The sequence below is a fragment of the Psychrobacter sp. van23A genome (assembly GCF_030845275.1).
GTDB classification, from domain to species: Bacteria; Pseudomonadota; Gammaproteobacteria; order Pseudomonadales; family Moraxellaceae; genus Psychrobacter; species Psychrobacter faecalis.
Window position 1 is genome coordinate 1,086,586 of record NZ_CP132595.1, and the last position, 26,927, is coordinate 1,113,512.

The window sequence follows — 26,927 nt, forward strand, 5'->3', positions numbered from 1 at the left end:
GAAATGATGGATATTTTTAATTTTATGGAGCGTTTTATGACATCAACCACACCTGAATATGACTACATCATCGTCGGTGCAGGCTCAGCAGGCAACGTGCTAGCCACCCGCCTGACCGAAGATGCCAACATTAAGGTGTTGCTATTAGAGGCGGGTCGTCCGGACCATCGCTTAGACTTTCGCACGCAGATGCCAGCGGCGCTCGCGATGCCGCTACAAGGCACCACGTATAACTGGGGCTACAAAACCGATCCTGAACCTTATATGAATAACCGCGTTATGGACTGTGGCCGCGGTAAAGGGCTTGGCGGCTCGTCACTCATTAATGGGATGTGCTATATCCGAGGCAATGCGCTCGATTTTGACGATTGGGCGAAAATCAAAGGCTTAGAGGACTGGACGTATCTCGACTGCTTACCTTATTTTAAAAAGTCAGAAAACTGCGATGCAGGCGAAAATGACTATCATGGCGTCGGTGGTCCGGTTGAAATGACTACCTCAAAACCTGGCGTCAATCCGCTGTTTGAAGCGATGATTGAAGCGGGCGTGCAAGCTGGCTATCCGCGTACAGAGGATCTAAACGGCTATCAGCAAGAAGGCTTTGGGCCAATGGATCGTTTTGTCACGCCAAATGGTCGCCGTGCCTCCACGGCGCGCGGTTATCTTGACCGTGCCAAACTGCGCAGTAACATCACTATTTTAACGGGTGCATTGACTGATGTGATTCTTTTTGATGGTAAGCGTGCGGTCGGCGTTAAAGTCAACCATCAAGGTCAAATCAAAAAATTCTATGCGTCTCGTGAAGTGATTGTTTCATCGGGTGCGATTGCCTCGCCGCAATTATTGCAGCGCTCTGGTATTGGTCCTGGTCAGTGGCTCAAAGACTTGGGTATTAATGAGGTTTTAGAGTTGCCGGGTGTCGGTAATAACCTACAAGACCATTTAGAGCTGTATATGCAGTATGAATGTAAGCTACCCGTCTCAATTGCGCCTGCCAATAAATGGTGGAATAAGCCGGCAATTGGTGCGGAATGGTTATTCATGGGTACTGGTCTTGGCGCGTCGAATCAGTTTGAGGGCGGCGGTTTTATCCGTACTGATGAAAAATTTACCCATCCTAATATTCAGTATCATTTCTTACCGTTAGCGGTGCGTTACGATGGTCGCAGCGCGGTAAAATCGCATAGCTTCCAAGCGCATGTGGGTTCATTGCGCTCGCCAAGTCGTGGGCGTGTCAAGCTAACTTCAAAAGATCCAAGCGCGCATCCAAGCATTTTATTTAACTATATGTCGCATGAGCAGGACTGGCAAGAGTTCCGCGCCGCCATACGTATCACCCGTGAGATTATGCATCAGCCAGCGCTTGACCCGTATCGCGGCCGCGCCATTGCGCCAACTGATGATCTGGTGACCGATGCGCAGTTGGATGAGTATGTCCGCAACCATAGCGAGACGGCTTATCATCCGTCATGTACCTGTGCGATGGGCGAGGGCAATGATTCGGTAGTCAATGGTGAAGGGCTAGTGCACGGTATCGATGGCTTGCGCGTGGTCGATGCGTCGATTATGCCAAATATCATCAGTGGTAATTTGAACGCAACCACCATTATGCTCGCTGAAAAAATCGTCGATAAGATGCGCGGTGTGCAGTTGCCACGTTCAACAGCAGATTATTATGTCGCCAATGGTGCACCGCTCAGAGCCGAACCGATGCGCGTTTATAACTCTCTCGTTTAAACGCCTTTTTAAATGAATGCCTAAACGAGTATTTAGGCAACTGCGCGAACTAATAAATAATAAATAATATAAGTCCATTTCTATCAAAAGGCCTTTCGTAGTAAAGGTCTTTTTTATCAGCGCTTATGTTTATAGAGATGAAAACCATTGAGGTTAAATTTACTTAGCATTTGCGCCGCTGTTTTTCTAATCGTTTATCTTTCATTTTTTATTAATTGGTACTGCTTTGTGCGTCATGCGCTTATTTATACCTTATGAGTTTAAGATTCATAAGACTATGACGGACAAAGCAATATCAGACCCTGTTTCATTTACCTATTGAGGTCTTTTATGTACAGCTCGCCATCAGAAGATGCGACGAAACCCCTGACTCTAAATAAGACGGTTTTTTTAGGTTCAGCTATTATTTCTATTTTATTGATTATCTGGACGATTGCCTTACCAGATTATAGTGAGGCATTATTAAGCGCCAGTATGGCATGGGTATCAGAGAGCTTTGGCTGGTATTACATGCTAGTAGTTGCTGCTTATAGTATTTTCGCTTTGTTTGTTGGTTTTTCTAAATACGGCGATATTAAGCTAGGACAAGATCACGAAAAAGCTCAGTTTCCTTTTTTAGCGTGGGCGGCGATGCTATTCTCCGCCGGTATCGGGATTGATTTATTATTCTTTGGTGCCTCTGAGCCGTTGATGCATTATCTCACGCCGCATACGGGCTTAGAGCCTGCCAGTGCTGAAGCGATGCGTGAAGCGCTGTCGCAAACCTTTTTACACTGGGGTCTTCATGGTTGGGGTATTTATGCGCTCATTGGTATGGCATTGGCGTACTTTGCGTATCGTAAAAACATGCCATTGGCGCTACGCTCACCGCTGACACCGATATTTGGTGAGCGCTTAATCAAAGGCTGGCTTGGTGATGGTATTGATACCTTTGGCGTCGTCTGTACCTTGATGGGTATCGCCACCAGCTTAGGTATTGGGGTATTGCAGGCCAACGCAGGCTTGACACATGTTTTCGGTATCGAATCGAGCAAAATGGTGCAGAGCCTGATTATCTTAGGCGTGGTTGTTGCTGCCGCTATTTCTGCGATGACAGGCGTTGAAAAAGGCGTACGCCGTTTATCCGAATTTAATATGCTGTCGTCGATATTGCTACTATTGGCCATATTGGTGCTAGGTAATACGGTTTATTTGCTCAATACCTTTACCCAAAATATTGGGCAATATTTCCAAACGATTATTTTTAAAACCTTTGATGTCTATGCTTATGATGGCAGCGCTGGCGCTGATTGGAAGTCAGGTTGGACGATATTTTTCTGGGCATGGTGGGTCGCTTGGGCACCCTTTGTCGGTTTGTTTATCGCGCGTATTAGCCGTGGTCGCACTTTGCGTGAGTTTGTCTTTGGCGTGATGTTTATCCCGCTTGGTTTCATCTTTGCATGGTTCTCTATCTTTGGTAATTCAGCGATAGATTTGGTTGCCAATGGTGCCACTGAGCTTGGTGAAATCGCCGTCAATGATGCGGCGATGGGTATGTTTGCCTTGTTTGAATACTTCCCTTATAGCGATATTTTCTCATTGGCAGGCGTGGTAATTGGCCTGATATTTTTTGTGACGTCTGCTGACTCAGGCGCTTTAGTGCTTGCAAATCTAAGCTCAAAAGGCATGACCAATGATACCGACGCGCCTGTTTGGTTACGTCTGTTTTGGGCAGCAGCCACAGGTTTGATTACTTTAGGTTTATTGTTTGCGGGTGGTTTTACTTCGCTACAATCGGTTTCCGTCATTGCTGGTCTGCCGTTCTCGCTTATTTTGCTGCTTTACATGATGGCTATGTGGAAATCACTAAAAGAAGAGGGCAACAAGCGCAAAGCCAGTACGGTTGGCACGGCAAACGTGCTCGATAGCGGTAAAGGCTGGAAAGCGCGCTTGCAGCGTATCGTCAGCTTCCCAAGTCACAAGCAAGTCGAACGCTTTTTACAGACGGTCGTTAAACCTGCCATGATTGAGGTAGAAAACGAGCTAAAAGCAGGCGGTCTTAAAACCTCACTGGATATCCGAAATTTGGCCAGCATTGGTAAAAATATCGATGCTGCAACGGACGAAGACGACGGTCAGATAGATGGGGTAAAACTGCGCGTCGGGCATGGTGATGAAGATGACTTTATTTATGAAGTCAATCTCATCAAAGCTGAGCGACCAAACTTTACCCTCAATACTTCCAGTAAGCAGGCCGAGTTTTATTACCGTGCTGAGGTGTTTTTAAGTGATGGCTCGCAAGAGTATGACTTGGTTGGCTATACCAAAGAGCAAGTGCTGGTCGATATCTTGCATCAGTACGAATGTCATATGCAGTATCTGCATTTAGAACGTTAATTCATTTATTAAATCATTCATCAAACGCCAGTATATGGCTTGCTAGATGTTAGAGATGTGATTAATCATCTGGCAAAAGATAACCCCATAAGTTGCATACAGCTTATGGGGTTTTTTATATAAATTAGTTCAACACATATTGCGTTTAATGATAAATTTAGTAATAAGTGATTGGGCGACAGCAGTTGTCGCACAGCTTTTTTAGCCGCTTTATTTTCATCAGTTTTTATATTATAGTTATTGAGTCAGGCAAAAATAACAGGACAAACCGTTAACCCTCGGGGCGCAACGCTTCACTTTTTAACTGAGTTGTCTTTAGCAAACATTTTGAATAATGTTATTTTCGTTTAATCCTAAACAATCACGCCTGCACAAATCCAAACCTAAACCCCCAAAAAAATATTGATTAATAAGCAAAATAACTGAACAGAAAAACGCCTGTTAATGTTAGTTTTTTAAAATTTATAACGCTAAAAAATAGCGCGACGATAATGAGAAACTACGGCTAAACAATTATAAAAAACACCCAATCTTACATTATAAAACCAATTAACTTCACTAATTTTATAGCCAATAACGTTATTTAAGCAAATGGCGAACAGACTCGGCTGGCTTAAAATTGCGCTTAAAAGAATCCAAAGAAAATACGAAATAAAAATATAGAAAATAATGCGATAAGCAATCAAAAATCAAAACTGGATGCCAAAATAATAAGGATAAAACGATGACAAAGTTAACCTATCAATTTGAGCAAAAACGTATAGACAATGTGCAGTGGTCGGATGGCGCAAAACTATCTGGAATAACGGCATTGGCGAATGATGAGAAAGGGCGGGTACGTAAAAGCCCATTATTTTATCTTGAGACGGTTTCGATAAATAATTATGAAGATGATGTATATTTTGTCAATAATACCGATGATACCTTGAGCTTTGTCGCGCCGTTTCGGCTGTGCCGAAACATAGGTGAGGCAAGGGCTAAGCTCGGTGATGTCAGTGCTGAAAACGTAGAAAAGGCAAAACTTTATAGCGATGATATCGAGTATTTATATACGGACGTTTTACCGAAACAAGCGGTGCGTATTGGCAGTACGCATGTCATTTATGATAGCGATGCGCTGATGCAGTGGTTTATCGATGTGCCTTATAAGGGCATTGATACCAAAGGCATTGATACGCATTATGGCATTTGGCGCTTTAATGTGGTGGAGAAGGGCGGAATTGGCGGATCTTATCCATTGCTGTGGGAGGATTTTAGCAAGCCCTCGCACGTAGTGAGCAGTGAGTATGTGACTGAGCGCAATGAGATGCCGATAGAGCCTTTACTCTATGACGAGCGCTGTTCGATGTTAGAGCAATTTATTGAACAGTATGGCGTGGCTGACGCTATATTTATCTTGGCTATTAATGATGTGCTCTATCGCTATTGTGTAGGCTGGAGTGCGCCCTACAATGAGTCCGATATTCAAGCAAAAGATATTGCGCGTAAATTAACAGCGCAAAAACCAAAAGATGATGAGGAGGTAAAATCCATTATCCAAGCGGTTTATGATTTTTGGTTTGGTAAAGGTTTTGCGAAAAATACTTCAATGCAGGCTTGTGAGGAGATTTTGAGTTTATACCAAGCGCAAATTGACAATCAGAAAGCGGTTTAAATAATAAACCAAATTAATAACAATAACGCTAAATAATAATGAAAAAAGGAGAAAGCTATGATGTTTCCTATCGAAAATAACAACACGTTTTTACTGTTTTTCCATGGTCTCGATTCAAGTTGCGAGACCAGTAAATACACGTGTATCAAGCGCGAGCCGAAATATTGTCAAACGGTCAATTACCGCGAGCATTTTGCAGAAATTTTTAAGATTTACGATGCTTTAATTCAAGAAAAAATGCAAGAGTATACACGCGTGGTGCTGGCAGGGCATTCGCTTGGCGCTTGGTTTGCCAATCATTTTGCCCATAAATATAACCTGCGGGCGCTCTTGATTGCGCCTTGTATTTATCCAAGTAAGGTTTTAGCAAATCGTATTCCAGCAGTGGCGGATATGAAACTGTCGTTTCCGACCTCAAATACTGAGATGATGCGGGTCATGGTAGAAGTCGACGATGAAAGCTTGGATGTAGGGGTTGCTAGGCGAACTTTGGTTAATCTGCCGGATAGCTGGGAAGTCGATTATTTTGACGGCGGTCATCACCGTATCGCTCGTAGCAGTGATATTTGGTATCACTTGGTCTATCTGTGTGAAGACCCTATCGTTTGGATGGATGAGGCGACGTATCATGGTGAGGATTAGAATATTTGCTGATTAAAAAGAAGTCATGATCGCGTATTTATTTTTGATGGACTGATGTGCTATCATCATTGAATAAACTATCGTGGGTTTAACAGTTTTGTCCTCGTCATTTATTGCAACTCATCAAGATTGCGATTGGTGGCGGCGTACAAACCTTGCAACTTCCAGCACGATATAAAACAATCCTGGTAAAGCGCATGAGCCTGTACTCCGACATCCTCATTTGTGCCTGATTTTATACTTTTTCGTCGGAGTTATAGGAATATAAGGTCTTCATCATCATGAGCCAATCTGCCCAGCCATCCAAATTTACCCGCCGTTTTCAGCCGTGCCATCCTCTCGCACAATACGTCATCGCGCAAATAGATACGTTAGAATATCGCGCGCAATATATTGTCAAAACCATGGGCTACCCACTAAAGCATACCATGCCTGCTTGCGAGCGCCTGCGTCATGTGCTGTCCAATAAGCATCTTGGCCTTGACGGCAGCTATATGGATAAATACTTTAGCGCCGAAGAGTTTTTAGCAAAGTTATTTTCGGTACTCGATTTGCCTTATGAGCCATTTGCAGAAGATATTGCTCAGATTAAAGATGAAATAGCACAGGGTGCTGCGCCGCAACCTCGATATCGTTTATACGCCGATGTTGATTTTAAGTTTGATGACAACGCCAATTGGCTGTCTCGTTGGGGCGCTGCACTTTGGACTCAGGTAGATTTGCCAAGCGGATTTGCCAAACTGGATGACGCTGCGCGTAAAAGCATTATTAAAGAGCGTATCCGCACGCATTATCAAGAGCGTGGATCTAACGTGCCGTACGATGGCGCTATAAAAGGCTATTGCTTGATTATGGAACTGCAAGATAAAGAGGTCGAGAGAATCGCGTACGACTTACCAAAATCTAAAAGTGTGTAATAACCTAAGCAAAAATAAAATCATTATTTCAAAAAACTATCCTTACATTGCTTTAAATTAAATGTCATATTAAAAATCATCTTAAACATAAGCCTCTCTATCCTTTTATGATAGCGAGGCTTTTTTGTATTAAGTAAAAATTTTTAGGTGGTGTTCTAAAAAGTATGCTAGCGATAAAAATCAATAAGAAACCTATGCTAAGTTTTCTTATTCTACAGCCCTTTCAAGGCTTCAAGAATTGTTCAAACTTTAATCAGCATACTTTTTGATACACCACCAATTTTTAAAATTAAAGCCTACCATTGAAGGCAAGTGTGGTCATTGTTATGATAAGCCAAGCTATACATAATAACTTTTAAGCCTAAAACGATAAAGATTAATCAAACTGCGAAACACGTCTATGACTCCTTCGATTTCCTCTTATCCTCGTCTGTACTCTTTTCGTCGCTGTCCTTATGCCATGCGCGCCCGTCTTGGGTTGTTGTTTGCGGGGCTGCAGGTCGAGCTGCGCGAGATAACATTAAAAAATAAGCCGCCGCAAATGCTAGCGATTAACCCAAAAGGCACGGTGCCTGTTTTGCAGCTTTTAGATGGCACAGTGATTGAAGAGAGTAGAGAGATAATGACATGGGCGCTTGAACAGCAAGATGCGCAAGGGTTGCTTGCTGCCCAGACTTTGCCGCAAGCAAATGCGCTGATTGATAAAAACGACAATGAGTTTAAATATTGGCTCGATCGCTATAAATACGCCGACCGCCATCTCGATATGAGCCAAGCAGAGTATCGACAACGAGGTGAAGCTTTTTTACAAATGTTAGAGGAGTTATTAATCAAAAATCCTTATTTACTAGGAGAGAGTATAACCATCGCTGATATCGGTATCATGCCGTTTGTCCGTCAATTTGCGCATGTGAATCGCAAGGTTTTTTACGATTTACCTTATCCAAATTTGCAGCGCTGGCTACAAGACTGGCTCAACCATCCACTTTTTTTGCAAGCGATGACCAAGTTTGCGCCCTGGCAAGAAAAAGATGACGTGGTGGTTTTTCCTGCCGCTTTCATCGATTGTCATTAGTGCTATGATAAAATCTCTCAATTACATATAAGAGGTTGCCATGACCGTTGATCTCAATAGCCGCTACGGCTTGAATCCTGCTCATAGTGAAGTCGTAGAAGCGTGCCAGATTATTGAGCCGTGCGCTGCGCTCGATATGGGCTGCTCAAATGGGCGCAATGCTTTATATCTTAACCAACTTGGGTTTAATGTGACGGCGATAGATGCCAATCCTAGCGCTATCAATATGCTACAAGACATTGTTGAACAAGAAGGACTTACAAACCTCAAAGCCGAAGTGTACGATATCAATCGTGCCAGCCTTGATGCCGATTATGGTTTTATCAGCTGTACGGTGACCCTGATGTTCCTTGACCCCGCGCGCGTTGACGCTGTCATTGCCGATATGCAGGCGCATACGCTGGCTGGTGGTTATAATTTGATTGTTTGTGCCATGAACACTCAAGCCTATCCATGTCCGGTTAATTTCCCGTTTACTCTAAACGAAGGGCAATTACGCGACATGTATCAGGGCTGGGAGTTGATTAAATATAATGAAGACGTCGGCACCATGCATAACGGCGCGCAATTACAGTTTACTACCATGTTGGCACGTAAGCCCAGTTAAGCAATGTTAAGTGATGTTAGACAAGAAATCTTAATCAGATCACATTAGTCATACTGTCAATTCACAAGGTTGTTAGCGCTATACTTACCACAGCGTTAGCAGCCTTTTTTAATTAAAAATTTTACAAACCTATACAGCAATAACAAACGCACTATACAGCGGAGCAGTCGTTTTTTTTAATATACTCATACTTAGAGAAATGACACGATAAAAAAATAACACGATAAAAAAGAATAATGGAAAAATAACATGGATTGGTTCAGTATTTTTATTTATGACACCACATGGTCTTTTGCGGCAGAAATCGCCATACGTACCATCATCATGTTTTGCCTGATTATTTTATTATTACGCTTTACGGGCAAGCGCGGCATCCGCCAACTCTCTATTTTTGAATTAACCATTATTTTGTCATTGGGCTCTATCGCAGGCGACCCGATGTTTACAGAAGATTTGCCGCTGATTCAAGCAGTGCTTATTATGAGTATTGTCTTGCTACTTTATCGGTTTTTTACTTGGTGCTCGACAAGGTACAAAATTTTTGAGCTTATCTTAGAAGGTAAGCCGACTTGTATTGTCGAGGATGGTTTATTGGCCTTAGAGGACGTCAAAAAGGGCAAAATGTCGCACGATGAGTTCTTTTCAGAAATGCGCCAAAAAGGCGTGCGTCATTTAGGCCAAGTTCAAGTAGGGTTGCTCGAAACAGATGGTGATTTTAGCGTGTTATTATTTGAGCCTGAGAAAACGCAGTATGGACTGCCTATTTTTCCGCAAGAATTTAAAAAGGCAACGGTATTAGAAAGCGGTCATCCCTATGCTTGCATGCACTGCGGTTATGTACAATATATCGAAGTGGCAAATGAGAGGTGCAAGCGTTGTCAGCATTCCAAAGGATGGGCGAAAGCGCTCAAAACCAAGTTTGTAAATTAAGCAGTATGACTGGTGACCACCTCAATAATACTTTTGCAAATAAGGCTGTTTATACTGCGTAGCTTTTGCTCAGGAGCGCCGTGGCACAGGCTGCGAAAATCATAAATCTCGCCTTGATAGCCGATACAATAAAAAAACGTGCCGACGGGTTTTTCTTCGGTTTCAGAGCCGCCAGGCTTTAATAGCCCCGTACAGGCAACATGTAAGTCGGCCTCAAACATTTTTTTGGCTTTGATGACCAGCTGACGCGTCACTTCTAACGACTCAGGCGTACAGTCCTCAATTAATTGGCTAGGTACTTTTAATACCTGCTTTTTTATCGAAACGTCATAACATACTAGGCCTCCCATCAATACATCACCAGAATATGGACTGACAGAAAAGCGATGCGCTAAGTAGCCCGCGGTCGCGCTTTCAATAAAGACCACCGTCAATCCTTTATCAGCGAGTAATTTTGCACAACTATCGGTCACGCCTGCCTCCTTTTTTTTATTAAAGCTCGTAAAATAAAAACAACCACTATTCACTTAAACTATTACAGTACTTTGCTCGTAATTATTCAATTTATGGATTGATGAATTTGCGTAACGGTTTTTTAAAACTTACCTTTCTTCACTAAATGTTATTTAGCTTTAGGATTAGTTCTTGTAATATCTTTATATAGTATAAAATATTTGATAGGTAAGCAGTTTTTAACTTAGTCTGAAGAGACTGGGTTTTAAATAAGATTGATGACCCTTTAAACGGACTTTTAGGCGATAGCTATGTTTGCATTTGATATCAGTATGAAGATTTTAACCTACCATGCCTTTCAGCTTGGCATTGCTTTTATACTGTCGCTGCCGATTGCCCTTAATCGTGAGCTTGAAGACAATGGTGCGGGACTCAGAACCTTTCCTTTGGTGACGATTGCCTCGTGCGCTTTTATGTTGGTAGGTATGGATATTTATCAAGGCTCGGACGCAGAAGCTCGTATCATGTATGCGATCATAACTGGTATGGGTTTTATTGGGGGTGGGGCTATTTTTAAAAACGAGAATGGGGCAAAAGGCACGGCAACCGCCGCTGGGCTATGGAATACAGCGGCAATTGGTATCTCGGTCGCCTATGGGCGCTATGAAATTGCCATTATCCTCTCAGTCGTTGGATTTATCATTTTGCAATTCTCCAAACCCTTTAAGCCAAAGCATAGGCGCAAAGATTGATAATTAAGCTATTTAATATGATCGGATAAAAGATATTAGACATAAAATAAGCGAGACCATCATGGTTCTCGCTTATTTTATGTCTCTGTTGCTGTGCGGTTTATTTATTGCGTATAGCGATGCGGTTTGCCAAGCCCAAATTTATTGCACGCCTTCTGCCGGTGTTTGATCGAGGTTCGGATTGTTTTCATTAACAACCACAGCATCAACGCCTTTTTCTTCATCTTCTGTACCATCTACGCCAGAATAATAGGTTTGATCTCCATCATTCTCGGTCGCGTCAGTAGAGGTGGCGGTAGTATCTGTAGAAGTGGTCGCCGTGGTGGTCGAGGTTTCGTTGTCTGTCGTAGTGGCTACAGGCGCCATTTCGTCAGCTTGCGTATCGGTAGACTGGACGTTGTCATTGGTCGTGGTCATGTCGGCAGTGTCAGTCTCTGTACTAACATCCGTTGCATCTTCTCTTTCGTTGCTGCAAGCGCTAAGCCCAATCACACTGGCTAATAAGGCTATCCATAGTTTGTTTTGAAGCTTTTTAGGCGTTACTGATGTTTTCATTTTTATATCCTTGTTATTGTTTTTGATTGTCCGCTTATAATAAGATTTAGCCAGATTAGCGGTTTATTCGTCTATGCTTGATTATTGAAAAACCTGATAATTAAACTGACAGTATGCCTAAATATAATAAAGAAACTTAAAAAATTCAGGTGAATAAAGGTAAAGGTTTGTCAATCTGTGTATCATATATTCTTTAAAATAATTTATAAGTAACCAAAAGAAAAAATACATTATGAATCCCGATAATAAAACCCCACTTGCTTTTAGAAGGTATCCTTCGACCACAGCGCTGCAATGTTTTGAGACGGCGGCGCGGCATTTAAGCTTTACCAACGCGGCGCAAGAGATGCACATGACGCAAAGCGCTATCAGTAAACAAGTCGCGCAGCTTGAAGAAATGCTGAATCTGTCACTGTTTTATCGCACCCCGCATCGTATCTCTTTAACGCCCGCTGGGAAGACTTACTACTTAGAAGTGCTTGAAATCCTCAAACATATTGAGGCGGCGACTACTAGTCTGATGTCAAACAGCGATAATTCAGAAGTACTGAAAATCGTCTCGCATCCAACTTTTTGCTCGCGCTGGCTGATGCCTGCATTAAACGGCTTTGGTACAGCAAATCCACTGATTAATTTAACCATTAAAGAGCTGGCGGGGCCGTTTTTTTCTGAAGATCAAAACGTCGATGTGGCGTTTTTATATGGCGATGGGATTTGGGGCGGCATGGAGTCGATTAAGCTGTTTGATGAGTATAATGTTGCCGTCTGTCATCCGGATTATTTAACAGACAAAGCCGCCTGCATGGGTGATATAGGCAATATAGATAATTGCACGTTATTACAACTCAGCTCACGTCCTAGCGCTTGGTATGAATATTTTAGACAGCAGGATATTCGTATCGATGGTACCTTTGTCGGCCCGCGCTTTGACACCTTTCATACGACTATTTCGGCGGCATTACTTGGCTATGGTATCGCACTGGTGCCACTGCGTTTGGTTGCGCCAGAGCTACAATCAGGCGCTCTGGTGACGGCATGGCGTTATGCCTCAAAAGGCAGGGGTGCTTATTATATGTCTTACCCTTTAGCCATGGGCAACTCGCATAAAATAAAGGTCATTATTGAATGGGTTTCAGCTTATCTTGCTAAATCAAAGGAGTCTACGCCAGACTTGAATTTTATCTTGTAATGTAAAACAGATTGGAACTTTTTAACGATTAACCCTGTGAGCTTTTAATCCTTTGGCTATTAACAAGGTTAAAAGTGACGTTTGCAAAAGTAAAGTTTAAAAAGATAGCAACGCACCGGCCTTGAGCCGGTTTTTTTATCAATGTTAAATATGGTAATGTTAAACATGGCAATGATAAGCAGGGCAATAATAAGCATGGCAATAATAAGCATGGCAATGACAAAAAGGAATGACATCACAACTATTATTCGTTTGCTGATAGGGGAGCAGTTTGCTCAAATGACTCTCTCATCAAGGAAGATAAGAGACCACCATGGAGCAGCTATACAACGTCACCGATGCCTTTACGATGGTGCATCCGCTGACCTTAACCAAAGGTAAAAATGCCAACGTTTGGGACGATAAAGACCGTTGCTATATTGATTTTGTCGGCGGTATTGGGGTCTTAAACCTTGGTCATTGCCATCCTCATATCGTCAGCGCGATTATCTCTCAAGCGCAGTCGCTGATTCATTATGCTTATAACGCCGCGGCTCACTTGCCATACCAAACCTTTATGCCAAGACTGTGTGAATGGATTCCTATTAAAGGTGAGCTTGCGGGCATGCTCACCAACTGCGGCGCAGAGGCCACCGAAAATGCCATAAAAATTGCCCGTATGCAGACCGGACGCACTGGTGTGATTGCCTTTGATGGTGGTTTTCATGGGCGTACACTGGCGGCGGTTAATTTAAATGGTAAGGTCGCGCCTTATAAGCGCGGGCTAGGGCCATTGTCCGGCGGCGTCTACCATATTCCTTTTCCCAGTCCTGATAACGATATCAGCGATCAGCAGGCGATCGCGGCTTTAGAGCGTCTATTTGCGGTGGAGACTGATGTGGCTAATATCGGTGCCATTATCGTCGAGCCCGTCCAAGGTGAGGGTGGGTTTCAGCTGCTGTCCGCGACGTTTGCCCAATATCTACGCAGCTTTTGTGATGAGCATGGCATCTTACTCATCATGGATGAGATTCAGTCGGGGTATGGTCGCACAGGTACGCCTTTTGCCTTTATGCATTTAGGGGTTGAGCCTGACCTGCTATTGCTCGGTAAAAGTATCGCCGGCGGCTTACCACTTGGAGCGGTAGTCGGCAAAGCTGGCGTGATGAATGGTCTGCCAAAAGGGAGCTTGGGCGGAACCTATTCAGGTAATCCAGTGGCGTGTGCGGCGGCAAATGCTACTTTGGATATCATGCAGGACGATGAAGCCTGGCAATCAGCTAAGCATTATGCCAACACCATTGAAAATACCGTCAATGAATGGCAGCAGCAAAACCTTTCTGCATGGCTATATGGACTGACAGGAGTTGGCGCGATGCGTGGTATCGAGCTGCGTCACCCAACTTATGGCACGCATCCAAGTGTGATGGCGCATGTCTTAAAACAAGCGCGTAAGCAGGGCTTGCTGTTGATGCCAAGTGGTAAGCATCGACATATTATTCGCTTATTGCCGCCGCTGACGATTGAGCCTGAAACCCTAACAGCAGGTCTTGATATTTTAAAAACGGTGCTAAGCGGTATTCCTAATGAAATGCCAAAGCTATAGTGTCTGTGAGCTACTGTGAATTTTTGTGAGTTACTAAGAGTTTCTGAGACGACTGTTTTTATCTAAAAAATACCTTAATTAAAAAGGATACATACTTGTGAACCCTACCTTTATCAATAGCGATGATATTCGCCACGATTTCTCTATCGCCATGTCAGAGATGTACCAAAAAGAAGTGCCGTTATATGGTGACCTCATTGATTTGGTAAGCGAGGTAAATACTGAAGTATTAAATAAGCAGCCTGAAATTAGGCAGCAACTTGAGCACACCGGAGAGATTGATAGGCTAAATATGGAGCGCCACGGTGCGATTAGATTAGGCACCGCCGCTGAGCTAAGCATGATGCGCAGACTGTTTGCGGTGATGGGCATGTATCCCGTTGGTTACTATGATTTAGCGCCCGCTGGCGTGCCTGTGCATTCTACGGCTTTTCGAGCGCTTGACACGCAGTCTTTAAATAAAAGTCCCTTTCGCGTTTTTACTTCTCTACTGCGCCTTGATTTGATTGATGATGAAGCATTAAAACAAGAAGCGATAGCTGCTTTGGATAAGCGCACTATCTTTACAGATAACGTTATTAATTTAATTAAGCGCTTTGAGGAGCAGGGCGGGTTGACGGCGGAAGACGCTAAGCAATTTATCAAAGAAGCATTAGAAACCTTTCGCTGGCATGACAAAACACCCGTGTCTAAAGGGCTTTATCAGCAACTATTAAGCCAACACGGACTTATTGCTGACGTCGTCGGTTTTAAGGGCCCGCATATCAATCATTTGACGCCTCGAACCTTAGATATCGATGCGGTACAAGCCGGTATGCGAGCAAAAGGCATACCACCAAAAGCCATTATAGAAGGGCCACCGAGACGGAGATGTCCTATTTTATTACGTCAGACCAGTTTTAAAGCGTTAGAAGAAGCGGTTAGCTTTAAAAACCCTAACGGCGGCTATGAAACGGGGCATCATACTGCGCGCTTTGGTGAGATTGAGCAGCGCGGCGTGGCTTTAACACCCAAAGGCAGAGCGCTGTATGACCAATTGCTTAGCCAAGCTCGCCGTCAGTTAGCTGTGACGCCAAATGCCGATAACGCCTCGGAATATTATCAGGTTTTAGAAAGTGCATTTGCAGCGTTCCCTGATGATTATCAAACGCTGCATGATGAAGGTTTGGCGTATTTTTACTATCAAGCAGTTGGTAGCGATGCAGATATAGTCGTTGCTGACATTGAACAGACACTACATTCTTTAGAAGTAGAAAGTATAAATGATTCTATATTAAGGCAAGTGGTTACTGATTTACTTGAGCAAGAAATGATTCGCCTAGAACCTATCGTTTATGAGGATTTTTTACCCGTCAGTGCGGCGGGGATTTTTCAGTCCAATCTGCATGACGACAGCACAAACGACAGTGCAAACGGCAATGAAAACGACGAACACAGCGGCAAGCAAAGCAGTGGTGGCATTAATGCTAATAAAGAAGCGTTTGAGAATGCTTTGGGCGCTCAGGTGTACGATGAGCTTGAACTTTATCAAACGCTGCAAGCGCAAAGTCTCAAAGCGTGTTTGGCGAATCTAAATAGTAAAGCCTTAAATGGTGTTATCTAGAACAGTGATAGATAAGTGGAACTATTAATGAGCATTCCAAAAAGGAATGGCAGTACGAAATTAATTATTTTGCAACTTAGCTGGGTGCAAGTTAAGTTAATAAGTCTTCAAGGAAGTATAAATTAATAAAAGGGATGGATTATGATCAAGCAGTATATGGCCGCGATGGGCGTCGAAGAAGTGCAATATCAAAATGGTGATTTTGACGTCAATAGCCCGATTGATGGCTCGGTGATTGGTAGCATAACCTTGGACAGCGTTGATGAGGTCGATACCAAGATTGCCAATGCTAAAAAAGCTTTTAAAGAGTGGCGCGTGGTGCCTGCGCCAAGACGTGGCGAGCTGGTGCGCTTGCTCGGTGAAGTGCTGCGCGAGCATAAAGAAGACTTGGGCATGCTGGTATCCTTTGAAGCGGGCAAGATTAAAGAAGAAGGCCTAGGCGAAGTGCAAGAAATGATTGATATTTGCGACTTTGCCGTCGGGGTGTCGCGTCAGCTTTATGGTTTGACGATTGCGTCAGAGCGTCCAGGCCATCACATGCGTGAGACATGGCATCCGCTCGGGGTGATTGGTGTCATCTCAGCCTTTAACTTTCCCGTTGCGGTTTGGTCTTGGAATACCGCGCTGGCTATCGTCTGCGGTAACCCAGTGATTTGGAAGCCATCAGAAAAAACCCCGCTTGTCGCTTTGGCCTGTCAAGCACTGTTTGAAAAAGCCTTGGCCAAATTCGGCGATGCGCCAGACCATCTATCACAAATCTTACTCGGTAAAACCGATGTAGGCAACGCCTTGGTTGAGCATAAAGATGTTGCTTTGGTGAGCGCCACCGGCAGTACGCGTATGGGCCGAGAAGTCGGGCCAAAAGTTGCCAATCGTTTTGGTAAATGCTTGCTTGAGCTTGGCGGTAACAACGCCATGATCTTGGCACCAAGTGCCGATTTAGACTTAGCGTTACGCGGCATTTTATTCTCCGCGGTTGGGACGGCAGGGCAGCGCTGTACGACATTGCGCCGTTTATTTGTGCATGAGTCTATCAAAGACGACATCTTACCGCGCATCAAGTCCGCTTATGGAACCGTTAGCATCGGTCATCCACTAGAGGGCAATCTGGTCGGTCCGCTGATCGATGAAGACAGCTTTAATAATATGCAAGCAGCGTTGGAAAAGGCGCGAGAAGCAGGCGGCACGGTCACGGGCGGCGAGCGCGTCCTTGCAGACAAATATCCTAACGCCTATTACGTCACGCCTGCCATTGTCGAGTTTGACGAGCAAAACGATGTCGCCAGAAGTGAGACATTTGCGCCGATTCTGTATGTCATGACCTACCAAGATTTTGATGAAGCGATCGAGATGCAAAACGATGTGCCACAAGGCCTATCATCATGCGTCTTTACCAATGATTTGCGTGAGGCGGAGACTTTCCTCAGTGACCGCGGTAGTGATTGCGGTATTGCCAACGTCAATATCGGTACCAGTGGCGCTGAGATTGGCGGCGCGTTTGGCGGTGAAAAAGAAACTGGCGGTGGCCGAGAATCTGGCTCTGATGCGTGGAAAGTTTATATGCGCCGTCAGACCAATACCATCAACTACTCAAAAGAGCTGCCACTTGCCCAAGGCATTAGCTTTGGTTAGTAAAAAGGTGAGTACAAACTTTTGCTAATTTGATGTATTTATCAATAAACTGCCAAGCGTACTTTATAGAAGCTTGGCAGACCAAAAATAATAAGCAATCAAGGATTGGTTGCCACTCCCATCGACGACTACTAAGGAAGGTAGAACTATTATGATCGATGATAAAACGCATAACCCCGATATAGACGGTTATGATCCGTCGTCTAGCTTTTTACTTGATATCGCGCCGCTTGTATTGACTGCCATCATTCTGATGATACAGTTTTTCGTCTTCAAAGATTTCACCCCTCACATACCCTTAGCCTGCGGTATTTTAATCACCGGTTTGTTTATGAAGCTGCGTGGCCGCAGTTGGCAAGGTATGGAAGAGCGGTTTTTAAAGGTTATTAAAATCGGTTTGCCAGCGATGATTATCCTGATGGGCGTCGGTATGCTCATCGGCGCATGGATTATCGCCGGAACCGTGCCGACCATTCTGTACTATGGTTTTAGTATTTTCTCGCCTTCCTCGTTTTTATTTTCCGTTTGTCTTATTTGCGCCATTATTTCTGTCGCTACGGGTACCTCGTGGGGCACGGTTGGTACCGTGGGTCTTGCGATGATGGGAATTGGTATGGGGCTTGGTATACCCGCGCACTTGACAGGTGGTGCTATCGTCTCCGGTGCTTTTTTTGGCGACAAAATGTCACCGCTGTCAGATACCACTAACTTAACCCCAGCCGCGGCGGGTGTAGACCTTTGGGATCATATCAAAGGCATGTTGCCGACCACCGTGCCCGCCATGATTACTGCTTTGGCGCTCTATGCTTGGATTGGTATGGGTTATGGTGACGATAGCATCGATTTGTCTTCTATTCGTGCATTGCAGGATAACTTAGCGGCCAATTACAATTTAAGTATCATCACCTTATTGCCAGCGTTAGTGGTCATTGTCGCCGCTGTGATGAAAATGCCAGCGATACCGACCGTATTAAGCGGCGTGCTGGTAGGCTCAGTGATTGCCGTCTTTATGCAAGGCGTGGGCGTGAGTGATGTTTTTAATGTTTTACAAAATGGCTTTGTCAGTGAGACGGGTTTTGAAGTGGTAGATCAGTTATTGTCAAAGGGCGGCGTCATGTCGATGACATGGGTGATCAGCTTAACGATATTTGCTTTGGGTTTTGTTGGGGCGCTTGAGCACTACGGTACGCTCAAAGCCATCATGGCGAAAATTAACCATTTCGTAAAATCGCGTTTGGGGTTGGTTTTTACGACGTACGGCAGTGTGCTGAGTGTCGGTACGCTGATTGGTGATGTTTACACGACCTGTGTTTTGCCAGGGCGTTTATTGCAAGACAAATATAAAGATATGGGCTATAAGCGCACGACCTTGACACGCTCTATCGAAGACGCCGGTACGCTTTTGTCACCCCTTATCCCGTGGAATATGGGCGGTAGCTTTGTAGCAGCGACACTTGGGATAGCAACATTGACTTATGCACCTTTTGCTTTTGCGTGTTGGTTGTCGCCTTTATTTGGGCTGTTATGGGCGTTCCTTGATAAGTTCATACCGCGCGAAGAGCCTGAGGTGGAAGAGGTTGACGTTGCTTTTTCTGTCAATGAAGCGCGCTAATAAAGGAATATGATATGTTGCAAGAGCAGTGTTTATGGAACATGACCGCGCCGAATATTGACGCTTATAGCCAAATGAGTAGCGATACCCAAGCGGCGGTGTGCATTATTGGCGGCGGATATACTGGGTTGTCGGCGGCTATTCATCTGGCTGAAAAAGGCGTCAAAGTTGTCTTACTTGAAAGCCAAACCATCGGTAGTGGCGGCTCGGGAAAAAGCGTTGGGCTCGTGAACGCAGGAACTTGGGCGCGCCCTGATGACTTGAATATCAGTCTGGGTGAAGCAGCCGGTGAGCGTTTGACCCAAGCGCTTGGACAAGCACCAAGTTTGGTATTTGATCTAATCAAACGCTATGATATCGAGGCCCAAGCCACCCAAGCGGGCAACCTTCACATGGCGCATAATGCCAAAGGTGAAATCGATGTCGATATCAGATACGAGCAGCTGCGCCGCCGCGGTGCCAATGTTGAGGTATTGACTGGCAGCAAATGCCATGAATACTGCGGTACCACCAGTATTAATAAAGCTTTATTAGACCACCGTGCTGGTACCATCAATCCGCTGGCGTATGTCAGGGGGCTTGCCAAAGTCGCTACCAATCTTGGCGTAACGATCTACGAGCATTCTGGCGTTGAAACACTAGAAAAGGTGGACGGTCATTGGTATGCAAGAACCGCCAAAGCACGCGTCAAGTCTGAGCGTGTCATCATAGCTACCAACGCCTATAGCGAAGGCGAATGGACAGAAATTAAGAAGACATTTTATTTGGTTTATTACTATCAAATCGCCTCAGAACCGCTGAGCGGCGCGGCGGCAGAGCGCATTTTACCTTATAAAACAGGGGCGTGGGATACCCGCTTGGCGTTATCGAGTTTCCGCCGTGATAATGACAATCGCCTATTATTGGGCACAGTTGGTGGTACGCAGATGAAACCAAAATCCTTTTATCAAGCGTGGGCCAATGCGGTGCAAAAAAGCTATTATCCAGATCTGCCAGTCTTTAACTGGCAATATGAGTGGTGCGGTAGCTTTGGCTTTACCCAAGATCATATCTTTCGCGTGATGGAGCCGGATGAAGGTTTGCTGACAGCGACGGCTTATAATGGTCGCGGTATTACTACTGGTACGCTCATGGGTAAATGCTTTGCTGAGTATATATTGACTGGTAATAGAGACAGTATTCCTATTCCATTTAAGACGTTAGAAGAAGCGAAAATCCCTTTTGCAGGCATTAAATCGGGCTTTACAGAGTTGGGACTGACTTTATACCATGCTGGTCAGTGTCTTAAAATTATCAGATAGCATGTTTATTTACATAGTATGGTTATTTACTTGGTTAAAATTCGACTAAATTTTTATAAATATCATAGCCAATATGGCCGTCGTTGTAAGTCATACATTTAAGCTTATCGCTAAAAATATTTTAAAATTATAAACCGTGATAAAGGCTTCAATAAATAGCGGGTTGCTTGTTAGGTTTTTTAATGTCACATTTAGGGATTATTAATAATAAAATTACAGGGCAGTTTAAGGAACATTATGCGAATTTTAGACATTCATACGGTAAAAAAACAGCTGACCATGTCGATGGCAATTGAGGCGATTGAGGAATTACTCAACGTGCAAGGCGAGCATCCGACGTGGGTTAAAACGCCTGAACGCCTTGTCATTCCGACTTTTGAGGAAAGTAGTACAAAGAGCTCCGGTAGCCATTTATCCATGCCGGCAGTGGTATTTGACGGTACTAATGAATACGCAGTCGTCAAGCTGGTCACTATCTGTCCAGACAATCCTAAGCGTGATAAACCAACAACCATGGCCAATGTCACGGTCTCAGACAATGACACAGGAGAGATGTTGGCCTTTTTGGATGGGGTATATATCACCCAAGTACGTACCGCGGCGCTGTCTGGCATCGCGACTAAACATTTAGCCAATCGCGATAGCCGTGTGGTAGCAGTGGTCGGTACGGGCGGCATGGCGTATGAACAGCTCAACGCCATTCTTACCGTACGTCCAAATATCAAGCAGGTGAATCTTTGGAACCGAACCAAGCAGACCGCGCATCATTTTCAAGCTAAATTTAAAAAAGATTACCCACAATGGGACGTTGATTTTACGGCGTGCGATGATATCGAAGCGGCCATTCAAGACGCCGATATTATCAATTTGGCAACGCGCGCGACGTCAGGTTTGTTCGAAGCGGCGCAGATAAAAGCGGACGCTCATATCAATGCCGTTGGCGCCTATCAAGCATCGATGAAGGAAGTGAGCAATTCGGTGATAGAAGCCAGCACGTCTGTCATTATCGATGACGCCGAGGGCGGCTTGCATGAAGCGGGTGATTTGATCCAAGCTCATGAAGACGCTGATAGTACTTGGACGTGGGATAAGCTGACGGGAACGCTAAGTGATTTGGTCAATGAAAAAGTGCAAATTGACCTAAATGCTGATAAAGGTATCACGCTGTTTAAGTCGGTTGGCGCGGCAAGCTTCGATGCTGCCGTCGCGTTAAAGGTTGCTCAAAAGGCCAAAAAAGAAGATTTGGGCCAGTTTGTTGCGTTATAAAAGCTGTCTGTTATTAAGGTAACAGTTTTTAAGACAACGGTTTTATTTTGGTCTAACGATCTCGAAGAGTATTGATATGCGCTATGACATGATTGTAGTTGGGGCAGGCATCGTAGGAACCTCTATCGCGTGGCATCTGCAAAAAAACAACGCGCAGGTACTCTTACTTGATAAAAAGCCCCCAGGAGAAGAAACCTCCTATGGTAATGCGGGCATTATCACCAGAGAAGCGGTCAATACCAAACCCTTTCCGCGAAGTGTTAAAGAGATTTTTAGTGTATTGCCAAATAACCGTACCGATATTCGCTACCGTTGGTCGGCAATTTATGGTTTTCAGCGCCCTTTATTTCAGTACTGGCTACATTCCAGCCCAAAAAATATCGAATTCATCGATAAGGAATGGGCGACGCTGATTGAGCATTGTACCAATGAGCACGAGCCGATGATTAAAGCGGCTGGCGCAGAAGCGCTGGTCAGTAAAATAGGCTGGATTGAGCTTCATCGTCATTCGATTGATTTTGAAAAAGCCATTAATAAAGCCGTAAAGGCTGCGGAGCAAGGCGTAGAGTATCAAGTGCTATCGCTAGTAGCGCTGCAAGCCCTAGAGCCAAATCTGAATTTTACCGATTATATTGGCGGTATCCACTGGAAAAACTCGTGGCAAATAAACAATCCTAGCCGTTTGGTAAAAGCCTATGCAAAAAGCTTTGCAGCGATGGCGGGCGAGGTTAAGCAAGTAAGCGTGACAGATATTATGCAAACGGCAGAAGGCTGGCAAGTTGTATGCGGCGATGATACCTACGTCTGTCAGCATGTCGTGATAGCGGCAGGGCCTTGGTCAGCTGAGCTTATCAAGCCACTGGGTTATAACATACCGATGTTTCCTATGCGTGGCTATCACCAGCATTTTAAGATCACACCCAAAAACGCCCTTTCACATAGCTTGTCCGATGTCGATAAAGGGTTTGTGATGGGCGCAATGGAGCAAGGCATCAGAGTTACCACGGGTGCTGAAATGGCAAATTTAGACGCGCCAAAAAAATTTGCCCAACTAGAAGCCGTGCTGACTCATGCAAGAAAGCTTGCGCCACTTGAAGATGCCGTGGAGTCTGAAGCATGGTGCGGGACAAGGCCTTGTATGCCAGATATGAAGCCAGTTATTGGCCCTGCATCAAAACATACTAACTTGTGGTTTGCGTTTGGTCATGCTCATCAGGGGCTGACATTAGGGCCCGTCACAGGACGTCTTATCGAAGAGATGATTCATAATAAGCCATTATTTATCGATGCCAAGCCCTTTAGTAGTCATCGTTTCGCTGCTAGTTTTTAACCGTTTTCCAAAGCGACTTCCTCCCTTTCCTGCTTCTCCTATCTTTCCTTCTTGCATCATGCATTTTATTTCCATTCTTACTGATTAATAAGCAAGATACGGTGCTCTATCGTAGCGCTTATGGCGTGCCGTTAATATCATTGATAGTCATTCAAACACCCTAAAAAAATAGAAATGAGGTAACATTAGTCTTAGGAAAGAGGTGCAAATGTAAATAAAAAAGGGAGTTTAAACATGAAAGGAATCACACGCTTCTCAAACAGCTTAATGGAGAAATATTTACCCGATCCATTTTTATTTGTCATTATCTTGACCTTGGTTATTTTTGTCATGGGCTTGGGTCTGACCGATTCCTCACCGATACAGATGGTGGCGTTTTGGGGCGAAGGGTTTTGGGCACTACTGGCGTTTTCGATGCAAATGGTGTTGGTGCTGGTCACGGGTTATGTGTTGGCCAGTAGCCCGATATTTAAAAAAGCGCTGGGTAAACTGGCCAGCTTTGCAAAGTCGCCCAGTAGCGCGATTATATTGGTCACCTTGGTGTCCCTTGCCGCTAGCTGGATAAACTGGGGCTTTGGCTTGGTGATTGGCGCGTTATTCGCAAAAGAATTGGCAAAACGTGTCGAAAATGTGGATTACCGTTTGCTCATTGCCAGTGCGTATTCTGGTTTTATCATTTGGCATGCAGGATTCTCTGGCTCTATCCCATTATCCATTGCAACAGAAGGTCATCCCTTTGTTGATAAAATTGGGGTGATTCCAACGAGTGCTACCATTTTTGCGAGCTATAACTTAATTATCGTCGCGGCATTGGTCATTATCGTGCCGTTATTAAATCGTCTGATGATGCCGAAACAAGAAGATACAGTGACAGTAGATCCAAAACTTTTAATAGACCCTATCGTTGAGGCGCTTCCAGCAAAGTCAGAGATGACCCCAGCGGAGCGTTTAGAGAATAGTTGGATTTTATCCATGGTCATCGGCTTATTGGGTATTGCCTTTATCGTTTATTATTTCGTGCAGAACGGCTTTGCTTTAACGCTCGACTTGGTGAATTTCATGTTTTTATTCCTTGGGATTATATTCCATGGAACGCCGCGTAAGTATTTGATTGCTATTCAAGAAGCGGTCAAAGGCGCGGGCGGAATTATCGTCCAATTCCCGTTTTATGCGGGGATTATGGGTATGATGACGGCTTCTGGTTTGGCCGGAGTGATGTCAGAAGCGTTTGTTAACGTCTCGACAGTGGATACGCTCCCGCTTTTTGCTTTTTTAAGCGCAGGACTGGTTAACTTTTTCGTCCCCTCAGGTGGCGGACAATGGGCCGTGCAAGCGCCAATTATGTTAGAGGCGGCGGAGATGCTCGGTAGTGATCCAGCTAAAGTTGCGATGGCGGTAGCGTGGGGTGACGCTTGGACAAATATGATTCAACCGTTTTGGGTGTTGCCTGCCTTGGCAATCGCTGGACTCAAGGCCAAGGATATCATGGGCTTTTGTGTCATTGTGCTGATTGTCAGCGGCGTTGTGATTGGATTAGGGTTGTTGTTTTTATAAATAAAACTCCTAGTAATGGCCTTACCTAGTTCACAGGTAAGGCTTTTTTTGAAAAACAAAAACGCCTTACGCAAAAAACAATATCGTCCCATGAAATGCGAACCCTAATGGGGTATCATAGCTATCCTAAAAAGAAATGAATCGCTTAAAGCAGCATTGATAAAGCAGCATATCAATTCTCTTACACAAATATTTATACCAGACCATTGATATAAGGCGTATTACCATGCAACAAAAACAGAATCCTATGGAACAAACGCCAAACGCGGTAGAGCATCAACCGGTATTTATGCCTAGAGTCAATAGTGACAATTTGGTCAAAACGGACATGGTGAGGTTTGAGCGCCACGTGGGGTTTGCCAGTAGACAAAAGAAAAAATCCATCAATGATATGCATCAAGTCATTCGCAAAAAATATGGCTTTAGCCATGTCTTAGAGCTGTCTAGCAAATCTGGCAATAAACTCAGTTTTCCGCTCAGCCCATTAAGCTTAAAAATTACCAATGAGCATGATGGTCAAGCCTATAGTGTCGAAAATGCTTTGCAAGCCAGTAAAGTATTCGAACACGGTGGGCCGTATCTTGACTTACTGACCGTCGCACCAAGACAGGCCAAAAAAGACGAGCGATTAACAACCTCTGGTGAGCTGATTGGCTATGATTATTTTGGCATGGAGTGGAGCCTTGAACCATTGACTGCGTTTTATGATTGGCTGTATGTCAATGCGCTCAAGCAAAATCCTCAGCTGCATGAGGAGGTTATGCAGTATCAGGCCTTTACTGATCGTGAGTTTAATCCCAAAAAATCTATCCATTGTGCGGCCTATTCGCTAGCGATGTTTGTCGCGCTCAATAAACGTGGGTTGCTTGATGGCGTCGAAGACCCGATTGTTTTTTATGATTTATACCATGACTTTAAAGTCAGTAATACGGCTAAACTTTTGGAAAATGGTTTGCTTTGATGGATGTTTTTAATTAAGTTACTAAGTATAAAGAAAGTTAAGCATAAAAAAAGCACCGAGCTTGCATGGCTTGGTGCTTTTCGTTTTTAGCGTGAAGATTGTTATTTCTAATTCAACGTTAATATTTACAGCAACTCTTTACGCAGCTGGGCAGGCGTTTTAGGCGATAACAAGCTAGGCGCGACATCGAGGACGGTTTTTGCGCCATTCTCTCCTGCTTGATTCATTTTATAAGCAGCGCGGGCATAAGCTACGAGTACGCTGGCGGTAAATTCAGGGTTGCTGCCAAGCTTTAACGAAAACTCTAACACTTGGTTGTTTTGCGCATTATCCATACCGCTCACGCCACTGCGAATAACGAATCCACCGTGCGGCATCTTTTGATGGTCACGCTCAAACGTTTGCTCGTCAATAAAGTGCACTGTGGTATCGTAGTCGGCAAAGTAATCTGGCATGGTGACGATGGTATCGCGTATGCTATCGCTATCGGCGCCATCAGCGAGCACGATATAGCATTCACGGGTATGTTTCTCGCGGGTGCTTAGCGTTGGCTGCTCACCATTGCGTACTTTTTCCATCGCAGATTCTGAGGGAATGGTATATTGCACGCCTGATTTGACGCCGTCGACGCGGCGTACTGCATCTGAATGTCCTTGGCTTAAGCCTTTACCCCAAAAGGTGTAAGTTTCGCCAACGGGTAAAATGGCCTCGCCGTATAAACGGTTGATAGAAAACAAACCGGGATCCCAACCAACAGACAACATGGCAACTTTATTAGCTTTCTTAGCTGGTGCATCAAGCGCGGCAAAGTACTCAGGGATTTTGGCGTGAGTATCAAAACTGTCGACGATATTAAACAAACCAGCGAGCGTTGGACCTTGCTCAGGCAGATCTGACTTAGAGCCACCACACAATATCAGCACGTCTATGTCGTCTTTATATTGGGCAATATCATCCATCGCGTAAACGGGCACGCTGTCGTCAATCAGGATGACGGAGGCAGGATCGCGGCGGCTGAATACACAAACCAGCTGCATGTCTGGGCTTTGCTTAATGGCGGCTTGGGCACCGCGGCCAAGATTACCGTAACCGGCGATGGCGACTCTAATTATTGATGTCATTATGATTAGCCTTACGTTGATGAAGCGGACAGTCCATTACTGCTAAAGTAACAAGTAACAATGCTATGCAGTTCA

22 protein-coding genes are annotated in these 26,927 nt (G+C 44.5%); 19 read left to right on the forward strand and 3 right to left on the reverse strand.

The genetic code is table 11. The features are described 5' to 3' along the window. The first annotated feature begins 36 nt into the window (after positions 1–36). The 8 genes from betA to RAH45_RS04810 all read left to right on the forward strand — a co-directional run bounded on the left by betA (position 37) and on the right by RAH45_RS04810 (position 9,938). The gene (gene betA / locus RAH45_RS04775) at positions 37–1,737 is read left to right on the forward strand and encodes a choline dehydrogenase (RefSeq protein WP_306495635.1); all 1,701 of its coding nucleotides are present in this window, start codon (positions 37–39) and stop codon (positions 1,735–1,737) included. Positions 1,738–2,067: 330 nt separating this feature from the next. Continuing rightward, positions 2,068–4,113, forward strand: coding sequence for a choline BCCT transporter BetT (gene betT, locus RAH45_RS04780; RefSeq protein WP_306495636.1), 2,046 nt, complete (start codon positions 2,068–2,070; stop codon positions 4,111–4,113). Positions 4,114–4,837: 724 nt separating this feature from the next. Beyond that, positions 4,838–5,767, forward strand: a complete 930-nt coding sequence (locus RAH45_RS04785) for a hypothetical protein (RefSeq protein ID WP_306495637.1) — start codon at positions 4,838–4,840, stop codon at positions 5,765–5,767. Positions 5,768–5,824: 57 nt separating this feature from the next. After that, a complete protein-coding gene (locus RAH45_RS04790; RefSeq protein WP_306495638.1) occupies positions 5,825–6,409 on the forward strand; it encodes an alpha/beta hydrolase in 585 nt (194 codons plus the stop codon). A 281-nt stretch (positions 6,410–6,690) separates the two neighbouring features. Then, positions 6,691–7,326, forward strand: a complete 636-nt coding sequence (locus RAH45_RS04795) for a hypothetical protein (protein ID WP_102076697.1) — start codon at positions 6,691–6,693, stop codon at positions 7,324–7,326. A gap of 400 nt (positions 7,327–7,726) precedes the next feature. Beyond that, a complete protein-coding gene (locus RAH45_RS04800) occupies positions 7,727–8,401 on the forward strand; it encodes a glutathione S-transferase (protein WP_306495639.1) in 675 nt (224 codons plus the stop codon). A gap of 40 nt (positions 8,402–8,441) precedes the next feature. After that, entirely contained in the window at positions 8,442–9,008 is a 567-nt protein-coding gene (gene tehB / locus RAH45_RS04805) for a tellurite resistance methyltransferase TehB (protein ID WP_191692090.1), read from the forward strand. A gap of 249 nt (positions 9,009–9,257) precedes the next feature. After that, positions 9,258–9,938 (forward strand): DUF421 domain-containing protein, encoded by a 681-nt coding sequence (locus RAH45_RS04810; RefSeq protein WP_306495640.1) that lies wholly within the window; start codon positions 9,258–9,260, stop codon positions 9,936–9,938. On the opposite strand, the gene RAH45_RS04815 is transcribed toward RAH45_RS04810, so the two are convergent. Beyond that, positions 9,935–10,411, reverse strand: a complete 477-nt coding sequence (locus tag RAH45_RS04815) for a CinA family protein (RefSeq protein ID WP_289049903.1) — start codon at positions 10,409–10,411, stop codon at positions 9,935–9,937. The genes RAH45_RS04810 and RAH45_RS04815 overlap by 4 nt on opposite strands. A 291-nt stretch (positions 10,412–10,702) precedes the next feature. Between RAH45_RS04815 and RAH45_RS04820 the strand changes: the two genes are divergently transcribed. Further along, the gene (locus tag RAH45_RS04820) at positions 10,703–11,143 is read left to right on the forward strand and encodes an MgtC/SapB family protein (RefSeq protein WP_102076692.1); all 441 of its coding nucleotides are present in this window, start codon (positions 10,703–10,705) and stop codon (positions 11,141–11,143) included. 141 nt (positions 11,144–11,284) lie between these two features. Here RAH45_RS04820 and RAH45_RS04825 read toward each other — a convergent pair whose 3' ends face one another. Beyond that, positions 11,285–11,698, reverse strand: coding sequence for a hypothetical protein (locus RAH45_RS04825; protein WP_193031942.1), 414 nt, complete (start codon positions 11,696–11,698; stop codon positions 11,285–11,287). A 232-nt stretch (positions 11,699–11,930) separates the two neighbouring features. Here RAH45_RS04825 and RAH45_RS04830 point away from each other — a divergent pair, with 232 nt between their 5' ends. From RAH45_RS04830 to RAH45_RS04875, 10 genes are all read left to right on the forward strand, one after another. Further along, positions 11,931–12,887 (forward strand): LysR substrate-binding domain-containing protein, encoded by a 957-nt coding sequence (locus RAH45_RS04830; protein WP_306495641.1) that lies wholly within the window; start codon positions 11,931–11,933, stop codon positions 12,885–12,887. Positions 12,888–13,200: 313 nt separating this feature from the next. Next, the gene (locus RAH45_RS04835) at positions 13,201–14,472 is read left to right on the forward strand and encodes a 2-aminoadipate transaminase (RefSeq protein ID WP_306495642.1); all 1,272 of its coding nucleotides are present in this window, start codon (positions 13,201–13,203) and stop codon (positions 14,470–14,472) included. A 151-nt stretch (positions 14,473–14,623) separates the two neighbouring features. Beyond that, the gene (locus RAH45_RS04840; RefSeq protein WP_306495905.1) at positions 14,624–16,075 is read left to right on the forward strand and encodes a 2-oxoadipate dioxygenase/decarboxylase HglS; all 1,452 of its coding nucleotides are present in this window, start codon (positions 14,624–14,626) and stop codon (positions 16,073–16,075) included. A 141-nt stretch (positions 16,076–16,216) separates the two neighbouring features. After that, entirely contained in the window at positions 16,217–17,707 is a 1,491-nt protein-coding gene (locus RAH45_RS04845) for an L-piperidine-6-carboxylate dehydrogenase (protein ID WP_306495643.1), read from the forward strand. Positions 17,708–17,858: 151 nt separating this feature from the next. After that, the gene (gene nhaC, locus RAH45_RS04850; RefSeq protein WP_198328016.1) at positions 17,859–19,319 is read left to right on the forward strand and encodes a Na+/H+ antiporter NhaC; all 1,461 of its coding nucleotides are present in this window, start codon (positions 17,859–17,861) and stop codon (positions 19,317–19,319) included. Positions 19,320–19,333: 14 nt separating this feature from the next. Then, positions 19,334–20,620 (forward strand): L-pipecolate oxidase, encoded by a 1,287-nt coding sequence (locus tag RAH45_RS04855; RefSeq protein ID WP_306495644.1) that lies wholly within the window; start codon positions 19,334–19,336, stop codon positions 20,618–20,620. Between the two features lie 237 nt (positions 20,621–20,857). After that, the gene (locus RAH45_RS04860; protein ID WP_306495645.1) at positions 20,858–21,886 is read left to right on the forward strand and encodes an ornithine cyclodeaminase family protein; all 1,029 of its coding nucleotides are present in this window, start codon (positions 20,858–20,860) and stop codon (positions 21,884–21,886) included. 76 nt (positions 21,887–21,962) lie between these two features. Beyond that, positions 21,963–23,216, forward strand: coding sequence for an NAD(P)/FAD-dependent oxidoreductase (locus RAH45_RS04865; protein ID WP_306495646.1), 1,254 nt, complete (start codon positions 21,963–21,965; stop codon positions 23,214–23,216). Positions 23,217–23,450: 234 nt separating this feature from the next. Continuing rightward, complete coding sequence (locus RAH45_RS04870; protein WP_306495647.1) at positions 23,451–24,770, forward strand: short-chain fatty acid transporter; 1,320 nt, start codon at positions 23,451–23,453, stop codon at positions 24,768–24,770. 247 nt (positions 24,771–25,017) lie between these two features. Continuing rightward, positions 25,018–25,731, forward strand: coding sequence for a DarT1-associated NADAR antitoxin family protein (locus tag RAH45_RS04875; protein WP_201589655.1), 714 nt, complete (start codon positions 25,018–25,020; stop codon positions 25,729–25,731). A gap of 125 nt (positions 25,732–25,856) precedes the next feature. On the opposite strand, the gene RAH45_RS04880 is transcribed toward RAH45_RS04875, so the two are convergent. Further along, positions 25,857–26,852, reverse strand: coding sequence for a diaminopimelate dehydrogenase (locus tag RAH45_RS04880; RefSeq protein WP_306495648.1), 996 nt, complete (start codon positions 26,850–26,852; stop codon positions 25,857–25,859). Positions 26,853–26,927: the final 75 nt, after the last annotated feature.

What these genes read in the sequence shown, in the direction of transcription:
- RAH45_RS04820 (WP_102076692.1), top strand. Translation starts at nt 10,703, where the DNA reads ATGTTTGCATTTGATATCAGTATGAAGATTTTAACCTACCATGCCTTT.
- RAH45_RS04845 (WP_306495643.1), top strand. Translation starts at nt 16,217, where the DNA reads ATGATCAAGCAGTATATGGCCGCGATGGGCGTCGAAGAAGTGCAATAT.
- RAH45_RS04830 (WP_306495641.1), top strand. Translation starts at nt 11,931, where the DNA reads ATGAATCCCGATAATAAAACCCCACTTGCTTTTAGAAGGTATCCTTCG.
- betA (WP_306495635.1), top strand. Translation starts at nt 37, where the DNA reads ATGACATCAACCACACCTGAATATGACTACATCATCGTCGGTGCAGGC.
- RAH45_RS04800 (WP_306495639.1), top strand. Translation starts at nt 7,727, where the DNA reads ATGACTCCTTCGATTTCCTCTTATCCTCGTCTGTACTCTTTTCGTCGC.
- RAH45_RS04840 (WP_306495905.1), top strand. Translation starts at nt 14,624, where the DNA reads ATGTCAGAGATGTACCAAAAAGAAGTGCCGTTATATGGTGACCTCATT.
- RAH45_RS04790 (WP_306495638.1), top strand. Translation starts at nt 5,825, where the DNA reads ATGATGTTTCCTATCGAAAATAACAACACGTTTTTACTGTTTTTCCAT.
- RAH45_RS04785 (WP_306495637.1), top strand. Translation starts at nt 4,838, where the DNA reads ATGACAAAGTTAACCTATCAATTTGAGCAAAAACGTATAGACAATGTG.
- RAH45_RS04810 (WP_306495640.1), top strand. Translation starts at nt 9,258, where the DNA reads ATGGATTGGTTCAGTATTTTTATTTATGACACCACATGGTCTTTTGCG.
- RAH45_RS04860 (WP_306495645.1), top strand. Translation starts at nt 20,858, where the DNA reads ATGCGAATTTTAGACATTCATACGGTAAAAAAACAGCTGACCATGTCG.
- nhaC (WP_198328016.1), top strand. Translation starts at nt 17,859, where the DNA reads ATGATCGATGATAAAACGCATAACCCCGATATAGACGGTTATGATCCG.
- RAH45_RS04870 (WP_306495647.1), top strand. Translation starts at nt 23,451, where the DNA reads ATGAAAGGAATCACACGCTTCTCAAACAGCTTAATGGAGAAATATTTA.
- RAH45_RS04875 (WP_201589655.1), top strand. Translation starts at nt 25,018, where the DNA reads ATGGAACAAACGCCAAACGCGGTAGAGCATCAACCGGTATTTATGCCT.
- RAH45_RS04835 (WP_306495642.1), top strand. Translation starts at nt 13,201, where the DNA reads ATGGAGCAGCTATACAACGTCACCGATGCCTTTACGATGGTGCATCCG.
- RAH45_RS04825 (WP_193031942.1), bottom strand. Translation starts at nt 11,698, where the DNA reads ATGAAAACATCAGTAACGCCTAAAAAGCTTCAAAACAAACTATGGATA.
- betT (WP_306495636.1), top strand. Translation starts at nt 2,068, where the DNA reads ATGTACAGCTCGCCATCAGAAGATGCGACGAAACCCCTGACTCTAAAT.
- RAH45_RS04795 (WP_102076697.1), top strand. Translation starts at nt 6,691, where the DNA reads ATGAGCCAATCTGCCCAGCCATCCAAATTTACCCGCCGTTTTCAGCCG.
- tehB (WP_191692090.1), top strand. Translation starts at nt 8,442, where the DNA reads ATGACCGTTGATCTCAATAGCCGCTACGGCTTGAATCCTGCTCATAGT.
- RAH45_RS04880 (WP_306495648.1), bottom strand. Translation starts at nt 26,852, where the DNA reads ATGACATCAATAATTAGAGTCGCCATCGCCGGTTACGGTAATCTTGGC.
- RAH45_RS04865 (WP_306495646.1), top strand. Translation starts at nt 21,963, where the DNA reads ATGCGCTATGACATGATTGTAGTTGGGGCAGGCATCGTAGGAACCTCT.
- RAH45_RS04855 (WP_306495644.1), top strand. Translation starts at nt 19,334, where the DNA reads ATGTTGCAAGAGCAGTGTTTATGGAACATGACCGCGCCGAATATTGAC.